Below are 22,810 nucleotides of genomic sequence, written 5' to 3' on the forward strand. Positions count from 1 at the left end.
TTAAAAAAGTTCCATTTTTACATTAAAATAATCGGAAGTTTTTAAAGATAAACGGTATTTATATGTTACCGTTCATCGTTTGATGAACGGTCAATACTTTGTTTTCCATATTTTTTACAAAGTCCGACAGTCTATTGATTCAAAAGTAAATGAAATGAAGCAGAAAAACGCTTTTTGCTAAAATGTAACACCCTGGGACGGTTGTTTCAGGCCGTCTGAAAAATAAATCGAACACATGATGACATCTTCCACACATCCCCAAAAAAACTGTTTCCATTGCGGACTTGAAGTCCCGGAGCATCTGCATCTGACGGTTCGTTTTGAAGACGAAGAACACGAAACCTGCTGTGCCGGTTGTCAAGCAGTGGCGCAGAGTATCATCGATGCAGGTTTGGGCAATTATTACAAACAGCGTACCGCAGACGCGGAAAAATCCGAATTGCCGCCACCGGAAGTGTTGTCGCAATTAAAGCTATACGATTTGCCCGAAGTGCAGGCGGATTTTGTCGAGGTCGGCGCAGGGGATGAACGCGAGGCGGTGTTGATGCTGGGCGGCATTACCTGCGCCGCGTGCGTGTGGCTGATTGAGCAGCAGTTGTTGCGCATGAAGGGCGTAGTGCGCGTGGATTTGAATTACAGCACCCACCGCTGCCGCGTGGTGTGGGACAGCGCCCACATCGAATTGTCGGACATTTTGCTGAAAATCCGCCAAACCGGTTATACCGCTGCGCCTTATGATGCGCAAAAAATCGAAGTGCAGGCGCAGAAGGAACGCAAACAGTTTATCGTCAGATTGGCCGTGGCCGGTCTGGGTATGATGCAGACGATGATGTTTGCCCTGCCGACTTATTTTTACGGCGGCGACATCGAGCCGCTTTATTTGGAAATCCTGCATTGGGGCGGCTTTTTGATGGTGTTGCCCGTTGTGTTTTATAGCGCGTTGCCGTTTTACCGCGGCGCGTGGCGCGACTGGAAAAACCGCCGTGTCGGCATGGATACGCCGATTGCCATTGCCATTGTGATGACCTTTATTGCGGGTATTTACAGTTTGGCCACCAACGCAGGGCAGGGCATGTATTTTGAATCCATCGCCATGTTGCTGTTTTTCCTATTGGGCGGGCGTTTTATGGAACAGATTGCCCGACGCAAAGCAGGCGATGCGGCGGAGCGGTTGGTCAAACTGGTTCCGGCATTCTGCCACCGTTTGCCGTCTTATCCGGAAAGCGAAGTCATCGAGGAAGCCGCAGTCGTCCGCCTCAATATCGGCGATACGATTGTTGTGAAGCCTGGCGAAGTCATTCCGGTGGACGGTACGGTTTTGTCCGGCGAAAGCGAAGTTAACGAAGCCATGTTGACCGGCGAAAGTTTGCCGATTGTCAAAAGGCCGTCTGAAAAAGTAACCGCCGGCACGCTTAACACCAGCAGCCCTTTAATCATCCGCACCGACCATACCGGTGGCAACACGCGCCTGTCCCATATCGTCAAACTGCTCGACCGTGCGCTGGCGCAAAAACCGCGTGCCGCCGAGTTGGCCGAAAAATACGCGTCCAGTTTTGTGTTTGGCGAACTTTTGCTTGCGATTCCTGTTTTTATCGGCTGGGCTTGGTATGCAGATGCGCACACCGCCTTGTGGATTACCGTTGCCTTGCTGGTCATTACCTGCCCATGTGCCTTGTCGCTTGCGACTCCGACTGCGCTGGCTGCTTCTACCGGTGCGCTTGCCAAAGACGGGATTCTCATCAGCGGCAAACAAAGCCTGGAAACGCTTGCTCAAATTGACGACGTCGTGTTCGATAAAACAGGTACGCTGACCAAAGGGCAGCTTTCCGTCAGCCGTATGTTGTCAGCAGGCCGTCTGAACGAAGTCCAAGCCCTTGCCGTTGCCCAAGCATTGGAACAGCAATCCGAACACCCCATCGCCCGTGCCATTTTGAACCATACGCTTTTAGACGGACCTGTATCCGCGCTTGATGTGAAAGTGCAGCAACGGGTCAACCGTATCGGACACGGTGTCAGCGCACAAATCGAATTGGATGGCAAAACCCAAGTTTGGGCTTTGGGCAAAGCGGCGTTTGTTTCGGAAATCGCCGGTAATCTGCCTGAAACATTTGCCCATATCGACCACACAGGCGGCATTATTTTCTTGGGCAATCAAAGCGGTTTTCAGACGGCCTTTTTGCTGGAAGACCAAATCAAAGACAGCGCCGCTGAAATGTTGCAAAACCTGAAACAACACGGCATCCGTCTGCACCTTTTAAGCGGTGACCGTCAAGCTGCCGTAGCCCAAGTCGCGCAAGAGCTGGGATTGGATGCCTATCGTGCCGAAGCCACGCCTGAAGACAAACTTGCTTATGTGGAAAATCTGCAAAAACAAGGGCGTAAAGTCATGATGATCGGCGACGGGATCAACGATGCCCCCGTCCTTGCCCAAGCCGACGTGTCGGCCGCCGTGGCCACGAGTGCCGATGTGGCGCGAGACGGTGCGGATGTGGTTTTGCTCAATGATGATTTGAACGTTTTGCCCGTGATGATGGAACAGGCACGCCGCACCCATCAAATTATCCGCCAAAACCTGACTTGGGCTAGCGCATACAATCTGGTTGCCGTTCCGCTGGCCGTGTTTGGTTACGTTACCCCGTGGATCGCCGCGCTCGGCATGAGTTTCAGCTCGCTGCTGGTGTTGGGCAATGCCTTGAGATTGTTGAAAACCAAAAAGGCCGTCTGAAACCGGCCAATCCATTGCCTAAACGAAAGAATACGCCATGCCTAAAGCCACTTTTTATACACACGTCGCCCGCCCGGCCGCCTTTGCCTGCCGCCTGATTGCGCGCGCCATACGCGATGGCGGGCAGATTTTGGTGTGGTCGGATTCTGCCGCGGCAGTGCAGCAACTAGACGTTGATTTTTGGCAGCAAATTCCCGAAAGCTTTATTCCGCATGAAGTCTGGCTGCCTACCGACCCCATGCCGTCTGAAACGCCGGTATTGCTTGCGTTTGGAAACGCATTGCCGAATATTTCGCAAGATTGCACGGTTTTGAACCTGTCTGCTGATTTCTGGAGCCAAGCCCCGGCCATTCCAAACCGTATCCTTGAAATTGTGGGCAACAGCTTAGAAGATTTGGCCGAAGCCCGAGACCGTTTTCGAGCTTATCGTCAGAGCGGATTTGAGATTGAGCATTTTTCGAGAGGAGGGAAGGATTGAGTGTTGGAGATATTCAAGGCCGTCTGAATATAAACAAAGGGACATTTTGATGATGTCCCTTTGTTTTTTAGATTGATTATCGGAAGGCTTCGTGCCATATACCATAAAACATGAGGCAACAGCAGAAAGAGTAGAAATAGTGGAAAAAGCGTTCAAAAAGGGAAGTATTGGCAAGATACCATTGAACAGACTGATGGTGGTGTTGGGGATTTTTGAGGATTAAGTTGGGGAAACGGACAATCGAAGGTACGGCAAGCAAGTCAAACAGATTGAGGAAGACTGTAACCGATAATGAAAAACCGATTGTCTCATGAAATACGTCGAATGGCTGTAATGACAGGGTGTGTGCAAATAGGGAGGTTAGGGCAGATTTGTTGGACATCCATAAATAAAACAGTCCACCGATAGACAAGTAAAGTGCCAAACGAATCCATATAGATAGCTTGCGTCGCAAATAGAGGATGAAGAATAAGTTGAGCAGGATAAAGAAAATAGGAAAAACTGATTTCATGGGTTTGTTTGCTTACAGTTTGGTATTTAAAGCTGCTAAGGGAAACGCATTATTGCTTGTATGAAGGGCTGCCTTAGGAAAAGACAGTCTGAAAAGGCCATTCTATTTTAGGCCGTCTGAAAAAGATTTGCGTAAGGGCAAGGGTTTCAGACGGCCTTAAGTTTTTTTGAAGTCAAAATCCGATGGTTTAGGATTCGGTTTTTGAGGCCGCATTGGCGAAATAGCGGTTGGATACCGGATTGAAGATGAGGAGCAGCAAAACAGGGTGGAGAATGGATTGAATAATGATTTGTTGAGAACTATAGCTCGCCATATCGCTATACACCATGATTAGCGAAGAGGCCGCTAGCACAATAGCCAGCCAACGGGCAGAACGGTTGCCTGAAAGCAGGCCGACAGCAATAAATACCGGTAAGGAAAGGAGGATGAAGTATAGGGGCATAGACAGCCACCAAGGCAGGAAAGGGAATGCCAAGGCTGCAACCTCTATCAGTAAATCGCCCGAATAAATCGCAAGAGCAACCGTAGTAAAGCAAGTAAGGGCAGTTATGATGAAATAGAGAACGGTGGCGATGGTAACAGGGACTGGACGTTTCATGTAATAAAAGCCTTGGAGGGGATATCGGGGATAAGGATTAAAATCGGTATTGGCCAAACCTTGTTATCGAAGGCGATGGCCGTCTGAAAGCAGGCTATTCGTCTTTCTCAAATGAAGAATGCTTGATAATGGCAGGCTGGAAGACTGCAACCAAATAGAGCATGATAAGAAGGATGAGATACGTAAAAGGAATATCTGCGCGAAATAGTGCAATCAGAAAGGCAAGGTATAAGGTCAGCAGGGCAAGGAAAATAATGCTCTTTTTCCATGTCGCTTGGCGGATTTCTTTTGCAGTTGGCTGCTTATAGCGGACTTTTTTGTGGCAGGTCGGGCATTCTTTAATGCTTTTCAGTCCTTTGAATGCACTACCTCGAATCGGATTGGAGCAATGCGGACAAAAAAATGGGGACGATTTCATTATTTTTTATTGGGCCGTATAAAGTATTGCCCATCCGGAAAAGTGGGTTGGATGGGCAAAGTATATGTTTATTCGTCTTTTTCAAAAGATGAAAGTTTGTTTTGAATCGGGATAATGTAGTAGACGAAAAAGCCGATAACTAATGCCATACTGATATATTGGGGGAATGTACCAAACAGGCTGATCAGTATTGCCGCTACGATGCAGACAACTACTACAAAAATAGCGAAAGGTTTCAGCAAAGCTTTGAAATATTCGCCAACAGGCGGTTTTTTGAATTTGACTTTTTTATGGCAGGAAGGACATTCTTTGACTGCGGCCAAACCTTTAACCAATCCGCCTTGGATCGGGGCATGGCAGTGTGGGCAGGGGAGTGAAGGGTTTAGATTATTCATTGTGTTCAACCTGACTTAGGGTTTGGAAAGGTGGTATCGATGTTGCCGATACCACCGATATTTATCGGAAACAATAGGCTTATTGGGAGTATTTTTTGCCTAAAGCTTCGGCAGCTTTTTGTACTTCTTGATTGGCTGCACGTAGGGTTTCTTGCAATTTTTGAGATTTTTCTTGGAAATCATTGGCAAATTTGAGCGAATCTTTATCTTTGCCGTTGATAGTCAGCTCAGAAGCATGTTTGCCTGCATAAATCATCATGTTGTTGGCAGCACTGCTGACTTGTAATGCACGATCCAGAACTGCTTTGATTTCAGGATCTTTGATGTCGAGGGCAGCTGCGCTCTGATGGAATTGTTCCAGTGCGGCAGTCAGTTTGTTCATCTGCTCCAAAGCTTCTTTTTCTTTATTTTGGTTAGCCAAGTTTTGCAATTCTAGGCCTAGCTGAGTAATTTTTTGAGCTTCTTCACCGGTGGTGAAGTGAATGAATTTTTGCAATTCGGCAAGACCGTCTGGAGATTTTTTATCGGAAATGACGATAGGTTCGGCCAGTTTAGGATCTGCTTCCGGGAATTCGCTCAGAGCTTTTTCGTATTTGTTGGCAGAGCTAGATTCGCTTTGAGCAACTTGTTCTGCCGGTTTGTCGCTGCTGCCTTTATTACCGGAGTCGCCGCAGGCTGCCAGCAGGGAAGCGGTCAAGATCAGCATACCGAATTTGTTTAATACGTTCATATTAGGATTCCTTCTTAAGTTAGGAGAAAATTGGGGGAAATTTGTTTTTATTGATGAGCGTAGATAATTGTTTGTACTTTTGTCCTATTTTATCACAGATTTGTTTATTTTTCTCAAATTAGGTTAAGTGGTATGTTTTTGGAATTAAACGGCGAAGGTGGATGGTTGTAAAATATTGAATATATAATGAAATTAACAAGGGTAATAATAAGCCAGGCTACACTGTTTTGAGCTAAAGTTGATTTTTTTTATTAAGATGTTGTTGATTTATGTAATGGAAATAAAAAAGGCCTTCTGAAACAATAAAGTTTCAGAAGGCCTTTTTGACTGGTTGGAATTAGTTGCCTAAGTCGAATGCTTTGTGCAGAACGCGGGTAGCCAGTTCCATGTATTTTTCGTCAATCAGGACGGATACTTTGATTTCGGAAGTTGAAATCATTTGGATGTTGATGCCTTCTTCTGCGAGGGTGCGGAAGATTTTGGCGGCTACGCCGACGTGTGAACGCATGCCCAAGCCGACTGCGGAGACTTTGCATACGGTGTCGTCGCCGTCGATGTAGGCGGCGCCGATGCTGTCTTGGCGTTGTTGCAGGAGTTCGATGGTTTGTTTGTAGTCTCCGCGTGGAACGGTGAAGGAGAAGTCTGTTGTGCCTTCGCTGCCAACATTTTGGATGATCATGTCGACTTCGATGTTGGCATCGGCAACTGCGCCGAGGATTTGGTAGGCAACGCCGGGTTTGTCAGGTACGCCGCGTACGTTGATGCGTGCTTGGTTTTTGTCGAATGCGATACCGGTTACGGCTGCTCTTTCCATGTTGTCGTCCTCTTCAAAGGTAATCAGGGTGCCGTTGCCGCCATCTTGCAGGCTGCTGAGTACGCGCAGGCGCACTTTGTATTTTCCGGCGAATTCTACGGAGCGGATTTGTAAAACTTTTGAGCCGAGGCTGGCCAATTCGATCATTTCTTCGAATGTGATCGTGTCCATGCGGCGTGCTTCGGGTACGACGCGCGGGTCGGTGGTGTAAACGCCGTCTACGTCGGTATAAATTTGGCATTCGTCGGCTTTGAGGGCTGCGGCGATGGCAACGGCGGAGGTATCCGAACCGCCACGGCCGAGGGTTGAGATATTGCCTTCGCTGCTGATGCCTTGGAAACCGGCTACGATAACGACTTTACCGGCAGCCAAATCGGCACGCATTCTTTCGTCGTCGATGTTTTCGATGCGGGCTTTGGTGTGGGAAGTGTCGGTTTGGAGGGCGACTTGCCAGCCGGTGTAGCTCTTGGCGTCAACGCCGATGTCTTTCAGGGCCATGGCCAGCAGGCCGATGGTCACTTGTTCGCCGGTAGCGAGAACGACGTCGAGTTCGCGCGGATCGGGATGCTCTTGCATTTCGTGCGCCAGTGCGACCAGTCGGTTGGTTTCGCCGCTCATGGCGGATACGACGACTACGATGTCGTGTCCTTCGGCGCGGGCTTTGGCGACACGTTTGGCTACGTTTTTGATGCGTTCGGGCGAGCCTACTGATGTGCCGCCGTATTTATGTACGATTAACGCCATGTTTCGTGCTTTCTTGTGGGGGTTGTCGGGCAGCTTGGTTTGCTGGAAAAAGGGTTATTATTACTATTTTTTACATGGAATTCAAGGATAGAACGCGCTTTTTTGAGTAAATACGCATAAAGGGGTTTGGTTAAAAAAGGCCGTCTGAAAGTTTTCAGACGGCCTTGCTGATTATCGGGCCAAAAGAGCGGCCTGCTGGTGTTGAACCAATTCAGCAATGCCTTTATGCGCGAGGGCAATGAGTTTGCCTAATTCTTCGATGCTGAAGGGTGCGCCTTCGGCTGTGCCTTGGATTTCGATGATTTTGCCGGATGCGGTCATGATGATGTTAACGTCGCTGTCGCAGCCTGAATCTTCTGGATAGTCCAAGTCCAAAAGCGGTACACCGCCCACCACGCCGGCGGAAACGGCGGCAACGGCTTCACGGATGGGGTTTTCGCTGATAAGGCCGTTTGAAAGGAGTTTGTCTACGGCGATTTGCAGGGCAACGTAGGCACCGGTAATGGAGGCGGTACGCGTGCCGCCGTCGGCTTGGATGACGTCGCAGTCAATCAGGATTTGGCGTTCGCCGAGTTTTTCCATATCGACGACGGCGCGTAGAGAGCGGCCAATCAAGCGTTGGATTTCTTGTGTGCGTCCGGATTGTTTGCCCGCGGCGGCCTCGCGGCGCATACGGGAGGCGGTGGAAGCCGGCAACATACCGTATTCGGCCGTTACCCAGCCTTGTTCTTTACCGCGCAGGAACGGTGGGACATTTTCGTCGATGGAGGCAGTGCAAATCACTTTGGTGTTGCCGCACTCAATAAGGCAGGAGCCATCGGCATGGGGGAGGAAATTGGGGGTAATTTTGATGTCGCGCAGGCTGTCGGCGGCGCGGCCGGTGCGGGTGTAGTTACTCATGATGAACCTTTGGGGGGAATAAAAAATAGGTTGCCTTGAATTATAGAGGAATTTGGCACCAAAGGCCGTCTGAAAATCGTCGGTCGGGTGTGTTATAGTGTCCATACTTTCACTCGTATTTGGAAACGGAGTAAAACCATGGCTACAAGACGAACTATTCAAATCCACAGCATGACCGGCTTTGCCAATGCCGCAGGCGAATGCGGAGGCAAGCGGATTAATTTGGAAATCCGCGCGGTCAACCATCGTTATTTGGATGTTCAATTCCGTATGCCGGAAGAATTGCGTTATTTGGAAGGCGCGTTGCGCGAGCAGATTGCCGCGGCTGTGGCGCGCGGTAAATTGGAATGCCGCATCCAGCTGCAGGATGCCTCCTCGGGCGGACAGACTTTGGAGGTCAATCAGGATTTGGTTGCCCAACTGGCGCATTTGAACAAAGAATGGCGCAAGGAACACAATTTCGGCAAGCTGAGCGTGGCAGACGTTTTGCGTTTCCCCGGCGTTTTGGCAGGCCAGGGCGAAGATGCCGAGGCTTTGGCCAAAGGCGTTAAAGATTTATTGACCGGCGCTTTGAAAGAGTTTACAGCCGCCCGCAAACGCGAAGGCAAAAAACTGGGTGAGCACCTGCTGCAACGCCTGGATGGCATGGAAGAGATTGTGGACGCTTTGAACGAATTGTTCCCCAGCCTTCTGCAAGCGCATATGGATAAAGTCAAAACCCGTTTGGCAGAAGCCGTCGGCAATATCGACAACGACCGCTTGCAACAGGAATTTGCTTTATTCATCCAAAAATCCGATGTGGATGAGGAATTCAGCCGTTTGCGCACCCATATCGCCGAAGTACGCCGTATCGTTACCGAAGGCAAGGGCAGCGTAGGCAAACGTTTGGATTTCCTGATGCAGGAGTTGAACCGCGAAGCCAACACTTTGGGCAGCAAAGCCATCGCCGCCGAATGCACGCAAGCGTCGGTTGAACTGAAAGTCTTAATCGAACAAATGCGCGAACAGGTTCAAAATATCGAATAAATCGATAATGAACGGATAAAACAAGGCCGTCTGAAAAGGTTTCAGATGGCCTTTGTGTTGATATTGGGTGGAGTTAGTGTGGTTTGTTTTTAAACATTATTGGATGATGGATTTCCTGTTTCGTTACTGTCATTGCGCACAAGAGTTAATATGTGTTAAATTATGGCAATTATTGTCATGATAAAAACATACAAAGGAGTAAAATATGAACTTTCTGACCGCTATCAGTCGGCAAATGACCCGCTTCACCGCCTTGATTATCGTCCTTGCCTCCATTATCGCCTTTATCGAACCTGCTACGTTTTCATGGGTAAAAGGCGATACTCAAGTCGTTGTACTCGGTATCATCATGCTCGGTATGGGCATGACTTTAGGCAAAGAAGATTATCAAATTCTGGCGCAACGTCCGCTCGATATTTTTATCGGCGCCATCGCCCAATACACGATTATGCCCCTGCTCGCTATCGGTATTGCCAGAGCCTTTGACCTCTCGCCTGGATTAACGCTGGGTCTGGTTTTGGTCGGCACCTGCCCGGGCGGTGTTTCGTCCAATATCATGAGTTTTTTGGCTAAAGGCGATGTCGCCTTTTCAGTCGGTATGACCACCGTCTCCACCGTCCTTGCGCCTGTGATGACGCCGCTGTGGATGACTTATTTGGTCGGACAAACCGTCGAAATGGACGGCTGGGGTATGTTCAAATTTATGTTGCTCGTTACCTTGTTGCCTGTGGTTATCGGTTCTGCCGCCAATATATTGCTGCATAAAAAACACTGGTTTGAAGACGTGCGCGCGATTATGCCTGCTGTTGCCGTTGTCGCGTTTGCCTGCATCGTCGGCGGCGTTGCTGCCGTTCACGGCCACCGCTTTGCTGAATCCGCCTTCGTTATGGTACTCGCCATCGCTGCCCACAACATCGGTGGCTACATCCTCGGCTATTACAGCGGCGCACTGACCGGCATGAACACCGCCAAAAAACGCACTCTTGCCATCGAAGTCGGCGTACAAAATGCCGGACTTGCCACCGGTTTGAGTGCTAAATTTTTCCCCGGTAATGCCGAATCTGCCGTTGCCGCCGCCGTTGCCTGCGTTTGGCACTCTGTGTCAGGAACGGTTTTGGGCAATTTGTTTGCCTGGTGGGACAAGCGTAAGCAATAAGCTGTAAACATTGCCAGATAGCAAAAGGCCGTCTGAAATATTTCAGACGGCCTTTTGATTGCCTTTTATTATCAATGCGCTTTATGCGTCGTGCTGTACACGATTTTGTCCGTTAAAGCCATGGCGAGGGCGGAAATCAGGAAGCAGATGTGGGTAATACATTGCCACATGATTTGTTTTTCCGACAGATTGGCGGCGTTGAGGAAGGTTTGCAGCAGATGGATGGAGGAAATGCTGATGATGGACATCGACAGCTTAACCTTCAAAACCGAAGCATTGACATGGCTGAGCCATTCGGGCTGGTCGGGATGTTCGTCAACGTGAAGGCGGGAGACGAAGGTCTCGTAGCCGCCGACAATGACCATGGTCAGCAGGTTGGCAATCATCACAACATCAATCAGGTTCAATACGGCGATCATGATGGTGTTTTCATCCATGATGCTGAAATTGGATACCAAGTGCCACAAGGATTTGAGGAACTTACAGGCATAAATGACTTGGGCGATAATCAAGCCTATATAAATCGGCAGTTGCAGCCAGCGGCTGGCAAAAATGAAATGCGCGAAGATGCCCATTCGGTCGTGGGCTGTGCGTTTGGTCGGGGTGGAATGTTCCATAAAATGTGTTGTGTGTAGGAAAGATAAGGGGCGGCATTTTAATGGAAAAATTTTTAAGCCGCAATTTGAGCGGTTGAATTTAAAAAGAAAGGCCGTCTGAAAACAGGATATCGTTCCTTGTTTTTCAGACGGCCTTGTAGGTTGTCAGGACAGGCAAATACGCGCAAAATCGCTTTGCTTTTTAGAGATGGACATTATGCTTGCAGATTCGTTTTTTTATTATCTGGTGTTGGTCGGCTTTGCCGCAGGGCTGATGGATGCGGCGGTTGGCGGAGGCGGGCTATTGCAGATTCCCGGATTATTCAACCTATTGCCAAACGCTACACCTGTGGCCTCGGTAATGGGTGTCAATAAATTTGCTTCCTGCTGCGGCACGCTGACTGCGACGGGGCAATACCTGCGCCGAATCCCCGTGCCGTGGAAAATGCTGCTGCCTGCCGCGGTGTTGGCATTTGTCGCTTCATATTTGGGCGCGAAAACGGTGGTGTATTTCCCCGTGCAATACATGAAACCGACGATGTTGGTCATCATGATTGCCATGTGTCTGTACACTTTTTTGAAAAAAGACTTGGGACAGACGGTGCGCACTGAAAAGCTGACGCGCCGCGAAACTTTATGGGGCTTATTTTTCGGCGCGTTAATCGGGTTTTACGACGGCGTGTTCGGGCCGGGAACGGGCAGCCTGCTGGCTTTTGTGTTCGTCCGCTTTTACGGCTATGATTTTTTAGCGGCTAACGCCTCGGCAAAGGTCATCAATTCGACCACCAATCTTGCTGCGCTGACGTTTTTTATTCCGCAAGGCCATGTTGTGTGGGCATGGGCGATACCGTTGGCGGTGGCGAATTTGTGCGGCGGCGTGGTCGGCGCGCGCTTGGCAATGCGCGGCGGAACCAGGCTGCTGCGTTATGGGTTTATGTTGCTGCTGTGCCTGACCATCGGAAAGTTTGCTTGGGATTTATTGGGTTGATATCGAATGAAAAAAAGGCCGTCTGAAAGTTTCAGACGGCCTTTGCGTTTTACAGTTTAACCGAATGCTCGCGCGTTTCGTGGAACACGATGTCCGGCCAGCGTTCCTGCGTCAGGTTTAAGTTGACGCGGTTAGGCGCAAGGTAGGCGAGGTTGCCGCCTGCGTCTATCGCCAGATTGCCTGCGTTAGCTTTTTCAAATTCCGCCAGCTTTTTCTTGTCTTCGCACGATACCCAGCGCGCCGACCAGATGGATGCGCTGTCGAACACGGCTTCTACGCCGTATTCGTTGGCCAGCCGCGAGGTAACGACTTCAAACTGCAACACGCCGACCGCGCCCAAAATCAAATCTGCGCCGCTCATCGGTTTGAAGACTTGTACCGCGCCTTCTTCGCCGAGTTGCTGCAAACCTTTTTGCAGTTGCTTGATTTTCAGCGGATTTTTGATGCGGACGCTGCGGAACAGTTCGGGTGCGAAGAAGGGAATGCCGGTAAATGCCAGTTGTTCGCCTTCGGAGAAGCTGTCGCCGATTTGGATGTTGCCGTGGTTCGGGATGCCGATGATGTCGCCGGCGTAGGCTTCTTCCACCAGCTCGCGGTCGTGCGACATGAAGGTTACCACGCTGGAGGCGGCGATTTCGCGGTTGATGCGCAGATGTTTCATCTTCATGCCGCGCTCGAATTTACCGGAGCAGACGCGCAAGAAGGCGATGCGGTCGCGGTGTTTCGGGTCCATATTGGCTTGGATTTTAAAGATAAATCCGGAAAACTTCGGCTCATCTGGCTCGACCATGCGTACGGTCGCATCGCGCGGTTTCGGCGCAGGCGCCCATTCAATCAATGAATTGAGGATTTCCTGAATACCGAAGTTGTTAATTGCCGAACCGAAGAACACGGGCGTGAGTTCGCCGGCGAGGAATTCGTCGAGATTGAACTCGTTGGAAGCCGCCTGCACCAATTCGATTTCGTCGCGCAACTGTTGGATTTCCAACGGAAAGCGTTGTTCCAATTCGGGATTGTCGATGCCTTTGATGATGTCGAACTCGTGCGGCAGGCGTTCACCGCCCGCTTCAAAGAGATAGATTTCGTCGTTCAGGATGTGGTACACGCCTTTGAAGTTTTTGCCCATGCCGATTGGCCAAGTTACGGGCGCGCAGCGGATTTGCAGGATGTTTTCTACTTCGTCCAAGAGTTCCAGCGAATCGCGCACTTCGCGGTCGTATTTGTTCATGAACGTAACAATCGGCGTATTGCGCAGGCGGCAGACGTTCAAGAGTTTGATGGTTTGCGCTTCCACGCCTTTTGCCGCGTCGATGACCATCAAGGCGCTGTCGACGGCGGTCAATACGCGGTAGGTATCTTCGGAGAAATCTTGGTGTCCCGGCGTGTCCAAGAGGTTGACGGTATGGTCTTTGTAGTCGAACTGCATCACGCTTGATGCCACGGAAATGCCACGCTGCTTCTCGATTTCCATCCAGTCGGAGGTGGCGAATTTGCCGGTTTTCTTGCCTTTTACCGTACCCGCGCTCTGAATCGCGCCTGAAAACAGCAACAGTTTTTCGGTCAGCGTGGTTTTACCCGCGTCAGGGTGGGAGATGATGGCAAACGTGCGGCGGCGGCGCACTTGGTCGAGGATTTCTTGGGACATGGTTTTCTTTGCAAAAAGTTTCAGGCCGCTTTTTCAGACGGCCTGAAGGGTATGGGTGTTGGAAAACAGGCTAAAATAAGGGCGTGTGCGACACGCCCTGCAATAGATTGAAAGATGCGGAATTGTACAAAAAAATGCTTGATAATTCAATGTTTGCACCAAACCAAAGGCCGTCTGAAAAGTTTCAGACGGCCTTGTGCTATGAATCGATGATTAAATATCCATCGGTTTCCATTCCGCGCCTTTTACCGGCGGCAGCCATGATTGCGTACCGCTGGAGGCAAATCCCCACAAGGTGTCGGGGAGGCCGTAATGGTCGGCGCGTGTCGGGTCGAGTTGCGTTTCGATTTCAGCTTCGCGGCCTTCGCGGATTTGCGTGGCGATGTGCGGATTAATCATCACGGTTTTGCCCAAGGCGATAAATTCTGCCCAGCCGGTTTCATAGGCGGCCAAAATTTGGTCGGCGGTAAACAGGTTGCCCACGCCGATAAGCGGCAGTTTGCCGTTGATGCGTTCGTGGATAAACTGCATACGGGTTTGGGCGGTATCGCCGCCGCGACGGATTTTTTTATCAAATTCCCACAGGGAAACGTGCAGATATTGCAGCGGTTTTTGTACCAATGCGTCAATCAGTGCGCCGGTTTCGGTCATGGTTAAGCCGTCTTCGCCCGGCTCTTCGGGGGAGAAGCGGTAGCCGATAATGAAATCGTCGCGCTGGTGTTTTTCTCGGACGGCAACCACGGCATCGACAACGGCCAGCGGGAAGCGCATTCTGTTTTCCAAGCTGCCGCCCCATTGGTCGTTGCGGCGGTTGCTTTGGGCAGAGTAAAACTGTTGGATTAAATAGCCGTTCGCACCGTGGATTTCCACGCCGTCAAAACCGGCACGAAGCGCCAAATCGGCGGCTTGCGCATAAGAGGCGATGAGTGCTTCGACTTCTTCTGCGGTCGCTTCGCGTGCGTGTTCGGCTTCGTTGGCGGAAGCGCTGATTTTGTCGAGACCGTCCAAAAGGTCATCAATGGCTTTGGAACCGCCGTGATGGATTTGCAAAATCGCTTTTGTGCCTTGTTGTCGCAGGATTTGTGCGGTTTCTTTCAGGCTGTCGAGGCAGTGTTCGCCTGTGGCTTCAGGTTGGCCGTGAAAGGCTTTGCCGTCTTTTTGAACCAAAGTGGCGGCCGTGATAAACAGGCCCATATCGCCTGCGCGGTTGCTGAGGAAGGTACGCTCTTGGTCGCTGATTAAACCGTCGGTTTGTGAACCGAAATGGGTCATGGGGGCGACGGCAAGGCGGTTTTTGATGGTTACGCCGTTATTGAGGGTGTATGTTTGAAAGAGTGGGGCGTATTTTGGATTCATGAGATTTTGCTCTTGATAAGTGAATGGTTGGCAGAGGATTGGGCCATTCGGGAATTTATCAAGTAAACAGGCCGTCTGAAAAGTTTCAGACGGCCTGTTTATTCTTTAAGCCTTAGGATTAAAGATTAGGATTAACAATGATTTTTACTGCGGATTCATTGTTGTGGATCAAGCGCTCGAAGCCTTCGGAAATCAATTCGTCCAGTTTGATGCGTTGGGTGATGAAAGGCTCAAGGTTGATTTTGCCTTCTTCAACCAATTTGATGGTTTCGGCGTGGTCGTTGCAGTAGGCGATGGTGCCGCGCACGTCCAGCTCTTTCATCACAACGCTGTGGACGTTGATGGTAGCGGGGTGGCTCCAAATGGATACGATGACGACTTTCGCAGTCGGACGGCATGCTTCGACCATGGTGTCCAGCACTTTGTTGACGCTGGTGCATTCGAATGCAACGTCTACGCCTTCGCCGTTGGTCAGTTTTTTCACTTCTTCAACGACATCGACTTCGGATGGGTCGAGGATGTAGTCGGCCACGCCGGCTTCGCGTGCTTTGTCTTTACGCGCTTTGCTCAATTCGGTGATGATGACTTTGATGCCTTTGGCTTTCAGTACGGCAGCCAACAGCAAACCGATTGGGCCTGCGCCGCCGACCAATGCGACGTCGCCTTCTTTCGCGCCACTGCGTACATAAGCATGGTGGCCGACAGACAGAGGCTCAATCAAAGCAGCTTGGTCCAATGGGATTTTGTCGGAAATAGGGTGTACCCAACGGCGTTTAACGGCAATTTTTTCAGACAAGCCGCCACCGCAGCCGCCCAAGCCGATGAAGTTCATGTCTTTGGAGAGGTGGTAGTTGCTGCCTTCGCCGGTCGGTACGTCGTCGCGGATGATGTAGGGTTCGACAACAACGTGTTGACCGACTTTGATGTCGTCCACGCCTTCGCCTACGGCATAAACCACGCCGGAGAACTCGTGACCCATGGTGACTGGCGCAGACTCGCCGGAGATTGGGTGCGGATGGCCGCAAGGCGGAATGAAAATCGGGCCTTCCATGAATTCATGCAGGTCTGTACCGCAGATACCGCACCAAGCAACATTGATGCCGACAGTACCCGGAGCTACGGTTGGCTCGGGAATGTCTTCGATGCGGATGTCGCCTTTGTTATAAAAACGTGCTGCTTTCATTGTAACGCTCCTTTTTTAAAGTGGAGGCCGTCTGAAAAAGACGGTCAATTGGGGAAAGGGAAGCAGTGTGGCGTGTGAAATGTTTTTATTGATATGTTTTATGTTTGTTATTTTACTACTGATAATATGGAAATGGTTTGTCTTTGCTCAAATTAAAGTTTGTAAATGAAAAAAAAGGCCTTCTGAAATGGATAATCTGTTTTCAGACGGCCTGGGCAATAGTTTGAATGCGTTATGGTGTAGGATTGTTACTTTTGCCGCGCTTCAGATGCTTTTGGTAGGCGATGACGTAATCGGCCTTGCTTAAGCCCGCCAATACGCGGATGTGGGCGGCGGCGGATTTGGACATGGATTCCAAGGTATAGCCGCCTTCCAGCACGGAAACAACACGTCCTTGGCAGCTTGCCGTTGCTTGGACGATTTTGTGCGTCAGCCAGGCAAAATCGGCTTCATGCAGGTTCAGACGGCCTGTTTCGTCTTGTTTATGCCCGTCAAAACCTGCCGAAAGCAACACCAACTCGGGGCGGAAGGCCGTGAGCTTGGGCAGCCATTGTTCGCGGATGGTCGTGCGGAAGATACGGCTGCCTGTGCCTGGTTTGAGGGGCGTATGCAGCATATTTTTATTGCCGGCGTATTGTTCCGCCTGAGGGAAGGGAAAGATATCGGTTTCAAACAGGTTGAAAAACATCACGCGCGGATCGTCTTGGAGAATCTCCGCCGTTCCATCGCCGAAGTGGACGTCGAAATCGATGACGGCGATGCGTTGCAAGCGGTATTGGGCAATGGCGTGCATCACGCCGGTGGCGGTGTTGTTGATCAGGCAAAATCCGCCGGCGCTGTTGCTGTGGGCATGGTGGCCTGGCGGGCGGATGGCGCAAAAAGCATGCCAGGCTTTTTTATTCATCACCATATCGACTGCCTTGACAACGGCTCCGGCCGCAAAACGGGCGGCTTGAAGGGAGTCGTGGCAGATGACCGTATCGTCATCGATGCGGTGGATTTTGCCGGGGAGCGGCTGGGCGGCTTCCAACTCGTGCAGATAGTTGCGCGAGTGGACCAATGCCAGCTGCGCATCTTTGATTTCCGGTGCTTCGGTGGTTTGCAGGCGACGCCAAATGCCTTCTTGTTTTAAGGCAGTTTGAATGGAGCTGATGCGTTCGGGCCTGTCGGGATGGTTAGGCCCCGGCTGGTGCTGTAGGAATATCGGATGCGAAATCCATACGGTGCGGGCGTTTTTGCCAAACAAACGGCGTAGGCGGGTGCTGATGCGCCAAAGGATTTTTTTGAACATGGAACAGTATGTGTCGGACAAGTCGTAAAGACTGCTAAATATGGTTAATAAATACGGAAATACTTGGAAATTTTTCAGACGACCTTTAGAATAGCTCAATTTTACAGTCCAACCAATGTATTTGATTGCAGTGTGCAGTTTTTTACTTAATCTAAAACTTGAAAGAACGGATATATTATGAATCAAGCAGTGGCTCAATTTGCCCCTTTAGTGCTGATCATGGTGGTGTTCTACTTCCTGATTATGCGTCCTCAACAAAAGAAATTCAAAGCGCACCAAGCGATGTTGGCCGCTTTGAAAGTCGGCGATAAAGTCGTTTTGGCGGCAGGCTTCAAAGGCCGCGTGACCAAAGTCGGCGAGCAATTCTACACTGTCGACATCGGTCAAGGTGCGAAAATCGAAGTGGAAGTTGAGCGCAACGCGATTGCCGCGAAAGCCGAATAATCCGTTTTTTTGCAAAAAGCCGCCTCATTTTCCGAGCGCGGCTGTTTGCCTTTATAAATAAAGCAAAGGTTTACCATGAACCGTTATCCTTTATGGAAATACCTGCTGATTGCGTTCACGATTGTGGTTGCGGCTGTTTACTCGCTGCCCAACCTTTTCGGTGAAACGCCTGCCGTACAGGTATCGACCAACCGACAAGCCATCGTTATCAATGAGCAAACCCAGTCTAAAGTGGATGCCGCGCTGAAACAGGCAGGTATTCAGACTGATGGTATGTTCATCGTCGACAACTCGCTGAAAGTGCGTTTCAAAGATACCGAAACGCAACTGAAAGCGCGCGACGTCATCGAAAATACTTTGGGCGAGGGCTATATTACCGCGCTCAACCTGTTGGCAGACAGCCCTGAGTGGATGGCGAAAATCAAAGCCAATCCGATGTTCCTGGGTCTGGACTTGCGCGGCGGCGTGCATTTCACCATGCAGGTGGACATGAAAGCCGCGATGCAGAAAACGTTTGAACGTTATTCCGGCGATATCCGCCGCGAATTGCGCCGCGAAAAAATCCGTACCGGCACGGTGCATCAGACTGAAAACGGTCTGACCGTGCCTTTGCAAGATGCTGCCGATGTACAAAAAGCCTTGCCTCAGTTGCAAAAATTGTTCCCTGAAGCCACGCTGCTGCCGGACGGTAACAATATCGTGCTGACTTTGTCTGAAGAGGCAATCAATAAAGTACGTTCTGATGCAGTTAAACAAAATATCAATACGTTGCACAACCGTGTGAACGAATTGGGCGTAGCCGAACCGGTTATCCAACAATCCGGCCTTGACCGCATTGTCGTACAGCTGCCGGGCGTGCAAGATACTGCCAAAGCAAAAGATATTATCGGTCGTACTGCGACTTTGGAAGTGCGTATGGTGGAAGACGATCCGATCAAACTGCAAGAAGCTTTGAACGGCAATGTGCCGACCGGTTACGAATTGCTGTCAAGCGGTGGCGATCATCCGGAAACTATCTTGGTCAACAAACAAGTTGAACTAACCGGCGACAACATCAACGATGCGCAACCTAGCTTTGACCAAATGGGCGCGCCTGCCGTGAGCCTGAGCCTGGATAGTGCGGGCGGCAGCATTTTTGGCGAATTGACTTCGGCCAATGTGGGTAAACGTATGGCTATGGTGTTGATCGACCAAGGTAAATCCGAAGTCGTGACCGCGCCTGTCATCCGAGCCGCCATTACCGGTGGCCGCGTGGAGATTTCCGGCAGCATGACGACAGCCGAAGCCAACGATACTTCATTGTTGCTGCGCGCCGGTTCGCTGGCCGCGCCGATGCAGATTGTCGAAGAACGTACCATCGGCCCGTCTTTGGGTAAAGAAAACATTGAAAAAGGTTTCCACTCTACCTTGTGGGGCTTTGCCGCTGTTGCTGCATTCATGGTGATTTACTATCGCTTGATGGGTTTCTTCTCTACCATTGCCTTGAGTACCAATATCTTGTTTTTGGTGGGTATTTTGTCTGCCATGCAGGCAACGCTGACCTTGCCGGGTATTGCCGCCTTGGCTTTGACCTTGGGTATGGCGATTGACTCCAACGTGTTGATTAATGAACGTATCCGTGAGGAACTGCGTGCCGGTGTCGTACCACAGCAGGCCATCAACCTCGGTTTCCAACACGCTTGGGCAACCATTGTCGATTCCAACTTGACCTCCCTGATTGCCGGTATCGCTTTGTTGGTATTCGGTTCCGGCCCGGTACGCGGTTTTGCGGTTGTACACTGTATCGGTATTCTGACTTCGATGTATTCATCCGTGGTCGTGTTCCGTGCTTTGGTCAACCTGTGGTACGGCCGTCGCCGCAAATTGCAAAATATTTCCATCGGTTCGGTATGGAAGCCGAAAGCTGAAATGGCAGAAGGCAAGGAGTAAAACATGGAATTATTTAAAATCAAACGTGATATTCCGTTTATGAGCTACGGCAAACTGACGACTTTTATTTCGTTGGTTACGTTTATCGCCGCCGTGTTCTTTTTGGTAACCAAAGGCCTGAATTTCTCCGTCGAATTTACAGGCGGTACGGTGATGGAAGTCCAATATCAGCAGGGCGTGGATGTGAATAAAACGCGCGAACGCCTCGATACGCTGAAAATGGGTGATGTACAGGTTCAGGCCTTGGGTACGAATAAACACATTATGATTCGCCTGCCGAACAAAGAAGGCGTAACGTCTGCACAGCTGTCCAACCAAGTGATGGATTTGCTGAAAAAAGACAACCCTGACGTTACCTTGCGCCAAGTCGAATTCATCGGCCCTCAGGTTGGTGAAGAATTGGTTACCAATGGTTTGATGGCATTGGGCTTCGTGGTGGCAGGTATTATTATTTACTTGTCCATGCGTTTTGAGTGGCGTTTTGCAGTATCCGCGATTATTGCGAATATGCACGATATCGTGATTATTCTCGGCTGTTTCGCCTTCTTCCAATGGGAATTCTCATTGACTGTCTTGGCAGGTATCTTGGCTGTTTTGGGTTATTCCGTAAACGAATCTGTGGTGGTATTTGACCGTATTCGCGAAAACTTCCGCAAGCCGCATATGCGCGGCCACACTGTGCCGGAAGTCATCGACAACGCGATTACTGCAACCATGAGCCGTACCATCATTACCCACGGTTCGACCGAGGCAATGGTTGTTTCTATGCTGGTGTTTGGCGGTGCAGCCTTGCACGGTTTCTCTATGGCGCTGACTATCGGTATCGTGTTCGGTATTTACTCTTCCGTATTGGTTGCCAGCCCGCTCTTGCTGATGTTTGGCTTGAGTCGTGAGAACATTGCCAAAGAAGTGAAGAAAAAAGAAGAAGTTGTAGTTTAATCGCTGCAATGCTGCGATAAAGGCCGTCTGAAAATTGATTGAATCAGTTTTCAGACGGCCTTTTGTATTTAAATTTCAGAATATTTTGTTTTAATGAAACAGGAGGGGATAAATGTGAAAGAAAAAGAAAAAATAGGAACAATATAATTTTGTGATGAATCAAGTTTATTGTCTGATATTCCCTTAATTGCTTGTCAGTCCCAATATTTTAAAACATAATACTTTTGCCCCCGATGCTGGAGTTTTACTACAAGTACATGATTTGCAAAAATCTGTCGGGTGTGCAGACCCTGCCAATCAACCTCAAAAAAGGAAGGCCAAGAATGAAAGTAACCAGTTTCGGCGAAGTGCTGTGGGACGATTTTCCAAACGGAAAGGTATTGGGTGGTGCACCCCTAAATGTTGCTGTCCGTTTGCAGTCTTTGGGTATCGATGCTGTCATCATCAGTCGTCGCGGCGATGATGCCGATGGCGAGGAATTGCTACGTCAAATTCAAAGTAAAAACGTCAATACTGATTATTTGCAGGTTTGTCACGAATGTGCGACCAGCTTGGTGAAAGTACACTTGGACAAGTCTGGCAGTGCGTCTTATGAGATTGTTTATCCTTGCGCGTGGGACAGGATTGCGGTTGATGATGCGGCAATCAAACGTGTGGCAGAATCAGATGCTTTCGTTTTTGGCAGCTTGGCAACCCGCGATGAAGTTTCGCGTAAAAGCTTGGCGGTTTTGCTGAAAGAAGCCAAATTCAAAATTTTTGACGTTAATCTGCGTAAGCCTCATTACGATATTGACCGCTTGCTTGAGACCATGAAACAGTCCGATATGGTCAAACTCAATGATGATGAGCTGTATGAGTTGGCTGCGGCTTACGGTTCTCCTTATCACAGTATCGAACAAAATATCGGCTACCTCGTTGAGCTGACCGGCGTCAAAATCTTGTGTGTGACTTTGGGTAGTCATGGCGCGGTTTTGTATAAGGACGGCGAGTTGTACCGTCATTGCGGTTTCCGCGTCAAAGTGGTGGATACTGTCGGCTCCGGCGACAGCTTTCTTGGTGGTTTGACTTACAAGCTGCTCAATAATGCGCCTCCTCAAGAAGCCATTGCTTTTGCTTGTGCGCTGGGTGCATTGGTGGCTTCACGTCATGGCGCGACGGCGGATATTTCTTTGGAAGAAGTTGAAGCGTTTATGAATCCTGCTTGATATTTTGACAAGAGACATAAAAAGGCCGTCTGAAAACCATTAAATCAGGTTTTTCAGACGGCCTTAGTATTTTCAGGCTTTACCAATAAGTTGTAAAACATTCTAAGTTGGTATTTTTCGGGCCGCTTCCTTCTTCGGTCGGCGAACCAATCATCATCAGGCCGATGATTTTGTCTTTGTCGGCACACTCAAATGCTTCGCGCAACAATGGGCTGTTGACCCACATGCCCGTAATCCAAACATTGTCGAAGCCTTGAGCAGAAGCAGCCAGTTGTAAAGCATAGGCGGCGCAGCCTGCAGTCAGCATTTGCTCCCATTCAGGTTTGGGTTTCGCCACTTCACGGTTTGGCGCAAATGTAACGCCAATAATCATAGGCGCCATGTTGCCGACGCGTTCGGCCTTTTTCATGGCATCATCACCGAAGTTGAGTTCGGTAACGGTCTTGCCCAAAAGCTCGCGGAAACGTTGTAAGCCGGCCTCGCTTTGAATTACAGTAAAGCGGTAAGGGCGCATATTGCCGTGATCAGGTACTTGTGTTGCCGCTTGCAGCATTTGTTCCAGTTGCTCGGCATTGGGTGCAGGAGCAGTCAGTTTTTTGGAAGAGCGACGAGTGGTGAGGAGATTTAAGGCATCCATTTTTATTCTTTCTTGTGAATTCGAATGAGAATAATTATATAGCAGAACGATAAATAAATCAGCAAAGGACTAAGGCCGTCTGAATTAAGGTTTCAGACGGCC

Annotated in this window: 22 protein-coding genes; 9 read left to right on the forward strand and 13 right to left on the reverse strand. The window is 49.8% G+C overall.

Features of this window, described 5'->3' with window-relative positions; genetic code table 11:
- The first annotated feature begins 238 nt into the window (after positions 1 to 238).
- Both ACTHTG_RS02630 and ACTHTG_RS02635 read left to right on the forward strand, forming a co-directional pair.
- Positions 239 to 2,725: a heavy metal translocating P-type ATPase gene (locus tag ACTHTG_RS02630; RefSeq protein WP_049335597.1), complete on the forward strand. Its 2,487-nt coding sequence runs from the start codon at positions 239 to 241 to the stop codon at positions 2,723 to 2,725.
- Positions 2,726 to 2,762: 37 nt separating this feature from the next.
- Entirely contained in the window at positions 2,763 to 3,203 is a 441-nt protein-coding gene (locus ACTHTG_RS02635) for a DNA polymerase III subunit chi (protein WP_004519293.1), read from the forward strand.
- A gap of 76 nt (positions 3,204 to 3,279) precedes the next feature.
- On the opposite strand, the gene ACTHTG_RS02640 is transcribed toward ACTHTG_RS02635, so the two are convergent.
- The 7 genes from ACTHTG_RS02640 to rph all read right to left on the reverse strand — a co-directional run bounded on the left by ACTHTG_RS02640 (position 3,280) and on the right by rph (position 8,313).
- Positions 3,280 to 3,714 carry a hypothetical protein gene (locus tag ACTHTG_RS02640; RefSeq protein ID WP_141744533.1) on the reverse strand — a complete coding sequence of 145 codons (435 nt, stop codon included), beginning with the start codon at positions 3,712 to 3,714 and terminating at the stop codon, positions 3,280 to 3,282.
- A gap of 187 nt (positions 3,715 to 3,901) precedes the next feature.
- Entirely contained in the window at positions 3,902 to 4,312 is a 411-nt protein-coding gene (locus ACTHTG_RS02645) for a hypothetical protein (RefSeq protein WP_004519295.1), read from the reverse strand.
- A 94-nt stretch (positions 4,313 to 4,406) separates the two neighbouring features.
- Positions 4,407 to 4,730 carry a dimethyl sulfoxide reductase gene (locus ACTHTG_RS02650; RefSeq protein ID WP_440360535.1) on the reverse strand — a complete coding sequence of 108 codons (324 nt, stop codon included), beginning with the start codon at positions 4,728 to 4,730 and terminating at the stop codon, positions 4,407 to 4,409.
- A 68-nt stretch (positions 4,731 to 4,798) separates the two neighbouring features.
- Entirely contained in the window at positions 4,799 to 5,125 is a 327-nt protein-coding gene (locus ACTHTG_RS02655) for a purine permease (protein ID WP_224783368.1), read from the reverse strand.
- Between the two features lie 79 nt (positions 5,126 to 5,204).
- The gene (locus tag ACTHTG_RS02660; protein ID WP_004519298.1) at positions 5,205 to 5,855 is read right to left on the reverse strand and encodes a hypothetical protein; all 651 of its coding nucleotides are present in this window, start codon (positions 5,853 to 5,855) and stop codon (positions 5,205 to 5,207) included.
- A gap of 337 nt (positions 5,856 to 6,192) precedes the next feature.
- Positions 6,193 to 7,413, reverse strand: a complete 1,221-nt coding sequence (locus ACTHTG_RS02665; RefSeq protein ID WP_004519299.1) for an aspartate kinase — start codon at positions 7,411 to 7,413, stop codon at positions 6,193 to 6,195.
- Between the two features lie 171 nt (positions 7,414 to 7,584).
- Positions 7,585 to 8,313, reverse strand: coding sequence for a ribonuclease PH (gene rph / locus ACTHTG_RS02670; protein ID WP_039861956.1), 729 nt, complete (start codon positions 8,311 to 8,313; stop codon positions 7,585 to 7,587).
- A gap of 138 nt (positions 8,314 to 8,451) precedes the next feature.
- Between rph and ACTHTG_RS02675 the strand changes: the two genes are divergently transcribed.
- Both ACTHTG_RS02675 and ACTHTG_RS02680 read left to right on the forward strand, forming a co-directional pair.
- Positions 8,452 to 9,339, forward strand: coding sequence for a YicC/YloC family endoribonuclease (locus ACTHTG_RS02675; RefSeq protein ID WP_440360534.1), 888 nt, complete (start codon positions 8,452 to 8,454; stop codon positions 9,337 to 9,339).
- Positions 9,340 to 9,544: 205 nt separating this feature from the next.
- Positions 9,545 to 10,495, forward strand: coding sequence for a bile acid:sodium symporter family protein (locus ACTHTG_RS02680; protein WP_004519302.1), 951 nt, complete (start codon positions 9,545 to 9,547; stop codon positions 10,493 to 10,495).
- Between the two features lie 71 nt (positions 10,496 to 10,566).
- On the opposite strand, the gene ACTHTG_RS02685 is transcribed toward ACTHTG_RS02680, so the two are convergent.
- Complete coding sequence (locus ACTHTG_RS02685) at positions 10,567 to 11,112, reverse strand: TIGR00645 family protein (protein ID WP_004519303.1); 546 nt, start codon at positions 11,110 to 11,112, stop codon at positions 10,567 to 10,569.
- A gap of 196 nt (positions 11,113 to 11,308) precedes the next feature.
- Between ACTHTG_RS02685 and ACTHTG_RS02690 the strand changes: the two genes are divergently transcribed.
- Positions 11,309 to 12,079 (forward strand): sulfite exporter TauE/SafE family protein, encoded by a 771-nt coding sequence (locus ACTHTG_RS02690; protein WP_039862025.1) that lies wholly within the window; start codon positions 11,309 to 11,311, stop codon positions 12,077 to 12,079.
- A 49-nt stretch (positions 12,080 to 12,128) separates the two neighbouring features.
- On the opposite strand, the gene ACTHTG_RS02695 is transcribed toward ACTHTG_RS02690, so the two are convergent.
- The 4 genes from ACTHTG_RS02695 to ACTHTG_RS02710 all read right to left on the reverse strand — a co-directional run bounded on the left by ACTHTG_RS02695 (position 12,129) and on the right by ACTHTG_RS02710 (position 17,554).
- On the reverse strand, positions 12,129 to 13,724 hold the full coding sequence (locus ACTHTG_RS02695) for a peptide chain release factor 3 (protein WP_070588308.1): 1,596 nt from the start codon (positions 13,722 to 13,724) through the stop codon (positions 12,129 to 12,131).
- Between the two features lie 213 nt (positions 13,725 to 13,937).
- Positions 13,938 to 15,080, reverse strand: a complete 1,143-nt coding sequence (locus tag ACTHTG_RS02700; RefSeq protein WP_049335376.1) for an NADH-dependent flavin oxidoreductase — start codon at positions 15,078 to 15,080, stop codon at positions 13,938 to 13,940.
- Between the two features lie 118 nt (positions 15,081 to 15,198).
- Entirely contained in the window at positions 15,199 to 16,263 is a 1,065-nt protein-coding gene (locus ACTHTG_RS02705; protein ID WP_003745670.1) for a 2,3-butanediol dehydrogenase, read from the reverse strand.
- A gap of 232 nt (positions 16,264 to 16,495) precedes the next feature.
- Entirely contained in the window at positions 16,496 to 17,554 is a 1,059-nt protein-coding gene (locus ACTHTG_RS02710) for a histone deacetylase family protein (protein WP_049335378.1), read from the reverse strand.
- Positions 17,555 to 17,731: 177 nt separating this feature from the next.
- Here ACTHTG_RS02710 and yajC point away from each other — a divergent pair, with 177 nt between their 5' ends.
- The 4 genes from yajC to ACTHTG_RS02730 all read left to right on the forward strand — a co-directional run bounded on the left by yajC (position 17,732) and on the right by ACTHTG_RS02730 (position 22,071).
- Positions 17,732 to 17,998 carry a preprotein translocase subunit YajC gene (yajC, locus tag ACTHTG_RS02715; protein ID WP_003675720.1) on the forward strand — a complete coding sequence of 89 codons (267 nt, stop codon included), beginning with the start codon at positions 17,732 to 17,734 and terminating at the stop codon, positions 17,996 to 17,998.
- A gap of 75 nt (positions 17,999 to 18,073) precedes the next feature.
- Positions 18,074 to 19,927, forward strand: a complete 1,854-nt coding sequence (gene secD / locus ACTHTG_RS02720; protein ID WP_004519309.1) for a protein translocase subunit SecD — start codon at positions 18,074 to 18,076, stop codon at positions 19,925 to 19,927.
- Between the two features lie 3 nt (positions 19,928 to 19,930).
- Positions 19,931 to 20,866, forward strand: a complete 936-nt coding sequence (gene secF, locus ACTHTG_RS02725) for a protein translocase subunit SecF (RefSeq protein WP_003686183.1) — start codon at positions 19,931 to 19,933, stop codon at positions 20,864 to 20,866.
- Positions 20,867 to 21,189: 323 nt separating this feature from the next.
- Positions 21,190 to 22,071, forward strand: coding sequence for a carbohydrate kinase family protein (locus tag ACTHTG_RS02730; protein WP_049330901.1), 882 nt, complete (start codon positions 21,190 to 21,192; stop codon positions 22,069 to 22,071).
- 79 nt (positions 22,072 to 22,150) lie between these two features.
- Here the strand turns inward: ACTHTG_RS02730 and ACTHTG_RS02735 are convergent, their stop codons facing one another.
- Positions 22,151 to 22,708, reverse strand: a complete 558-nt coding sequence (locus tag ACTHTG_RS02735; RefSeq protein ID WP_049330902.1) for a nitroreductase family protein — start codon at positions 22,706 to 22,708, stop codon at positions 22,151 to 22,153.
- Positions 22,709 to 22,810 lie beyond the last annotated feature (102 nt).

It is taken from the genome of Neisseria sp. P0017.S009 (assembly GCF_051957375.1).
In the GTDB taxonomy this organism is placed as follows: Bacteria; Pseudomonadota; Gammaproteobacteria; order Burkholderiales; family Neisseriaceae; genus Neisseria; species Neisseria perflava.

Bases quoted from the DNA above. Each gene is read 5' to 3' on its own strand.
- ACTHTG_RS02630 (WP_049335597.1), top strand. From the start codon at position 239: ATGACATCTTCCACACATCCCCAAAAAAACTGTTTCCATTGCGGACTT.
- ACTHTG_RS02635 (WP_004519293.1), top strand. From the start codon at position 2,763: ATGCCTAAAGCCACTTTTTATACACACGTCGCCCGCCCGGCCGCCTTT.
- ACTHTG_RS02640 (WP_141744533.1), bottom strand. From the start codon at position 3,714: ATGAAATCAGTTTTTCCTATTTTCTTTATCCTGCTCAACTTATTCTTC.
- ACTHTG_RS02645 (WP_004519295.1), bottom strand. From the start codon at position 4,312: ATGAAACGTCCAGTCCCTGTTACCATCGCCACCGTTCTCTATTTCATC.
- ACTHTG_RS02650 (WP_440360535.1), bottom strand. From the start codon at position 4,730: ATGAAATCGTCCCCATTTTTTTGTCCGCATTGCTCCAATCCGATTCGA.
- ACTHTG_RS02655 (WP_224783368.1), bottom strand. From the start codon at position 5,125: ATGAATAATCTAAACCCTTCACTCCCCTGCCCACACTGCCATGCCCCG.
- ACTHTG_RS02660 (WP_004519298.1), bottom strand. From the start codon at position 5,855: ATGAACGTATTAAACAAATTCGGTATGCTGATCTTGACCGCTTCCCTG.
- ACTHTG_RS02665 (WP_004519299.1), bottom strand. From the start codon at position 7,413: ATGGCGTTAATCGTACATAAATACGGCGGCACATCAGTAGGCTCGCCC.
- rph (WP_039861956.1), bottom strand. From the start codon at position 8,313: ATGAGTAACTACACCCGCACCGGCCGCGCCGCCGACAGCCTGCGCGAC.
- ACTHTG_RS02675 (WP_440360534.1), top strand. From the start codon at position 8,452: ATGGCTACAAGACGAACTATTCAAATCCACAGCATGACCGGCTTTGCC.
- ACTHTG_RS02680 (WP_004519302.1), top strand. From the start codon at position 9,545: ATGAACTTTCTGACCGCTATCAGTCGGCAAATGACCCGCTTCACCGCC.
- ACTHTG_RS02685 (WP_004519303.1), bottom strand. From the start codon at position 11,112: ATGGAACATTCCACCCCGACCAAACGCACAGCCCACGACCGAATGGGC.
- ACTHTG_RS02690 (WP_039862025.1), top strand. From the start codon at position 11,309: ATGCTTGCAGATTCGTTTTTTTATTATCTGGTGTTGGTCGGCTTTGCC.
- ACTHTG_RS02695 (WP_070588308.1), bottom strand. From the start codon at position 13,724: ATGTCCCAAGAAATCCTCGACCAAGTGCGCCGCCGCCGCACGTTTGCC.
- ACTHTG_RS02700 (WP_049335376.1), bottom strand. From the start codon at position 15,080: ATGAATCCAAAATACGCCCCACTCTTTCAAACATACACCCTCAATAAC.
- ACTHTG_RS02705 (WP_003745670.1), bottom strand. From the start codon at position 16,263: ATGAAAGCAGCACGTTTTTATAACAAAGGCGACATCCGCATCGAAGAC.
- ACTHTG_RS02710 (WP_049335378.1), bottom strand. From the start codon at position 17,554: ATGTTCAAAAAAATCCTTTGGCGCATCAGCACCCGCCTACGCCGTTTG.
- yajC (WP_003675720.1), top strand. From the start codon at position 17,732: ATGAATCAAGCAGTGGCTCAATTTGCCCCTTTAGTGCTGATCATGGTG.
- secD (WP_004519309.1), top strand. From the start codon at position 18,074: ATGAACCGTTATCCTTTATGGAAATACCTGCTGATTGCGTTCACGATT.
- secF (WP_003686183.1), top strand. From the start codon at position 19,931: ATGGAATTATTTAAAATCAAACGTGATATTCCGTTTATGAGCTACGGC.
- ACTHTG_RS02730 (WP_049330901.1), top strand. From the start codon at position 21,190: ATGAAAGTAACCAGTTTCGGCGAAGTGCTGTGGGACGATTTTCCAAAC.
- ACTHTG_RS02735 (WP_049330902.1), bottom strand. From the start codon at position 22,708: ATGGATGCCTTAAATCTCCTCACCACTCGTCGCTCTTCCAAAAAACTG.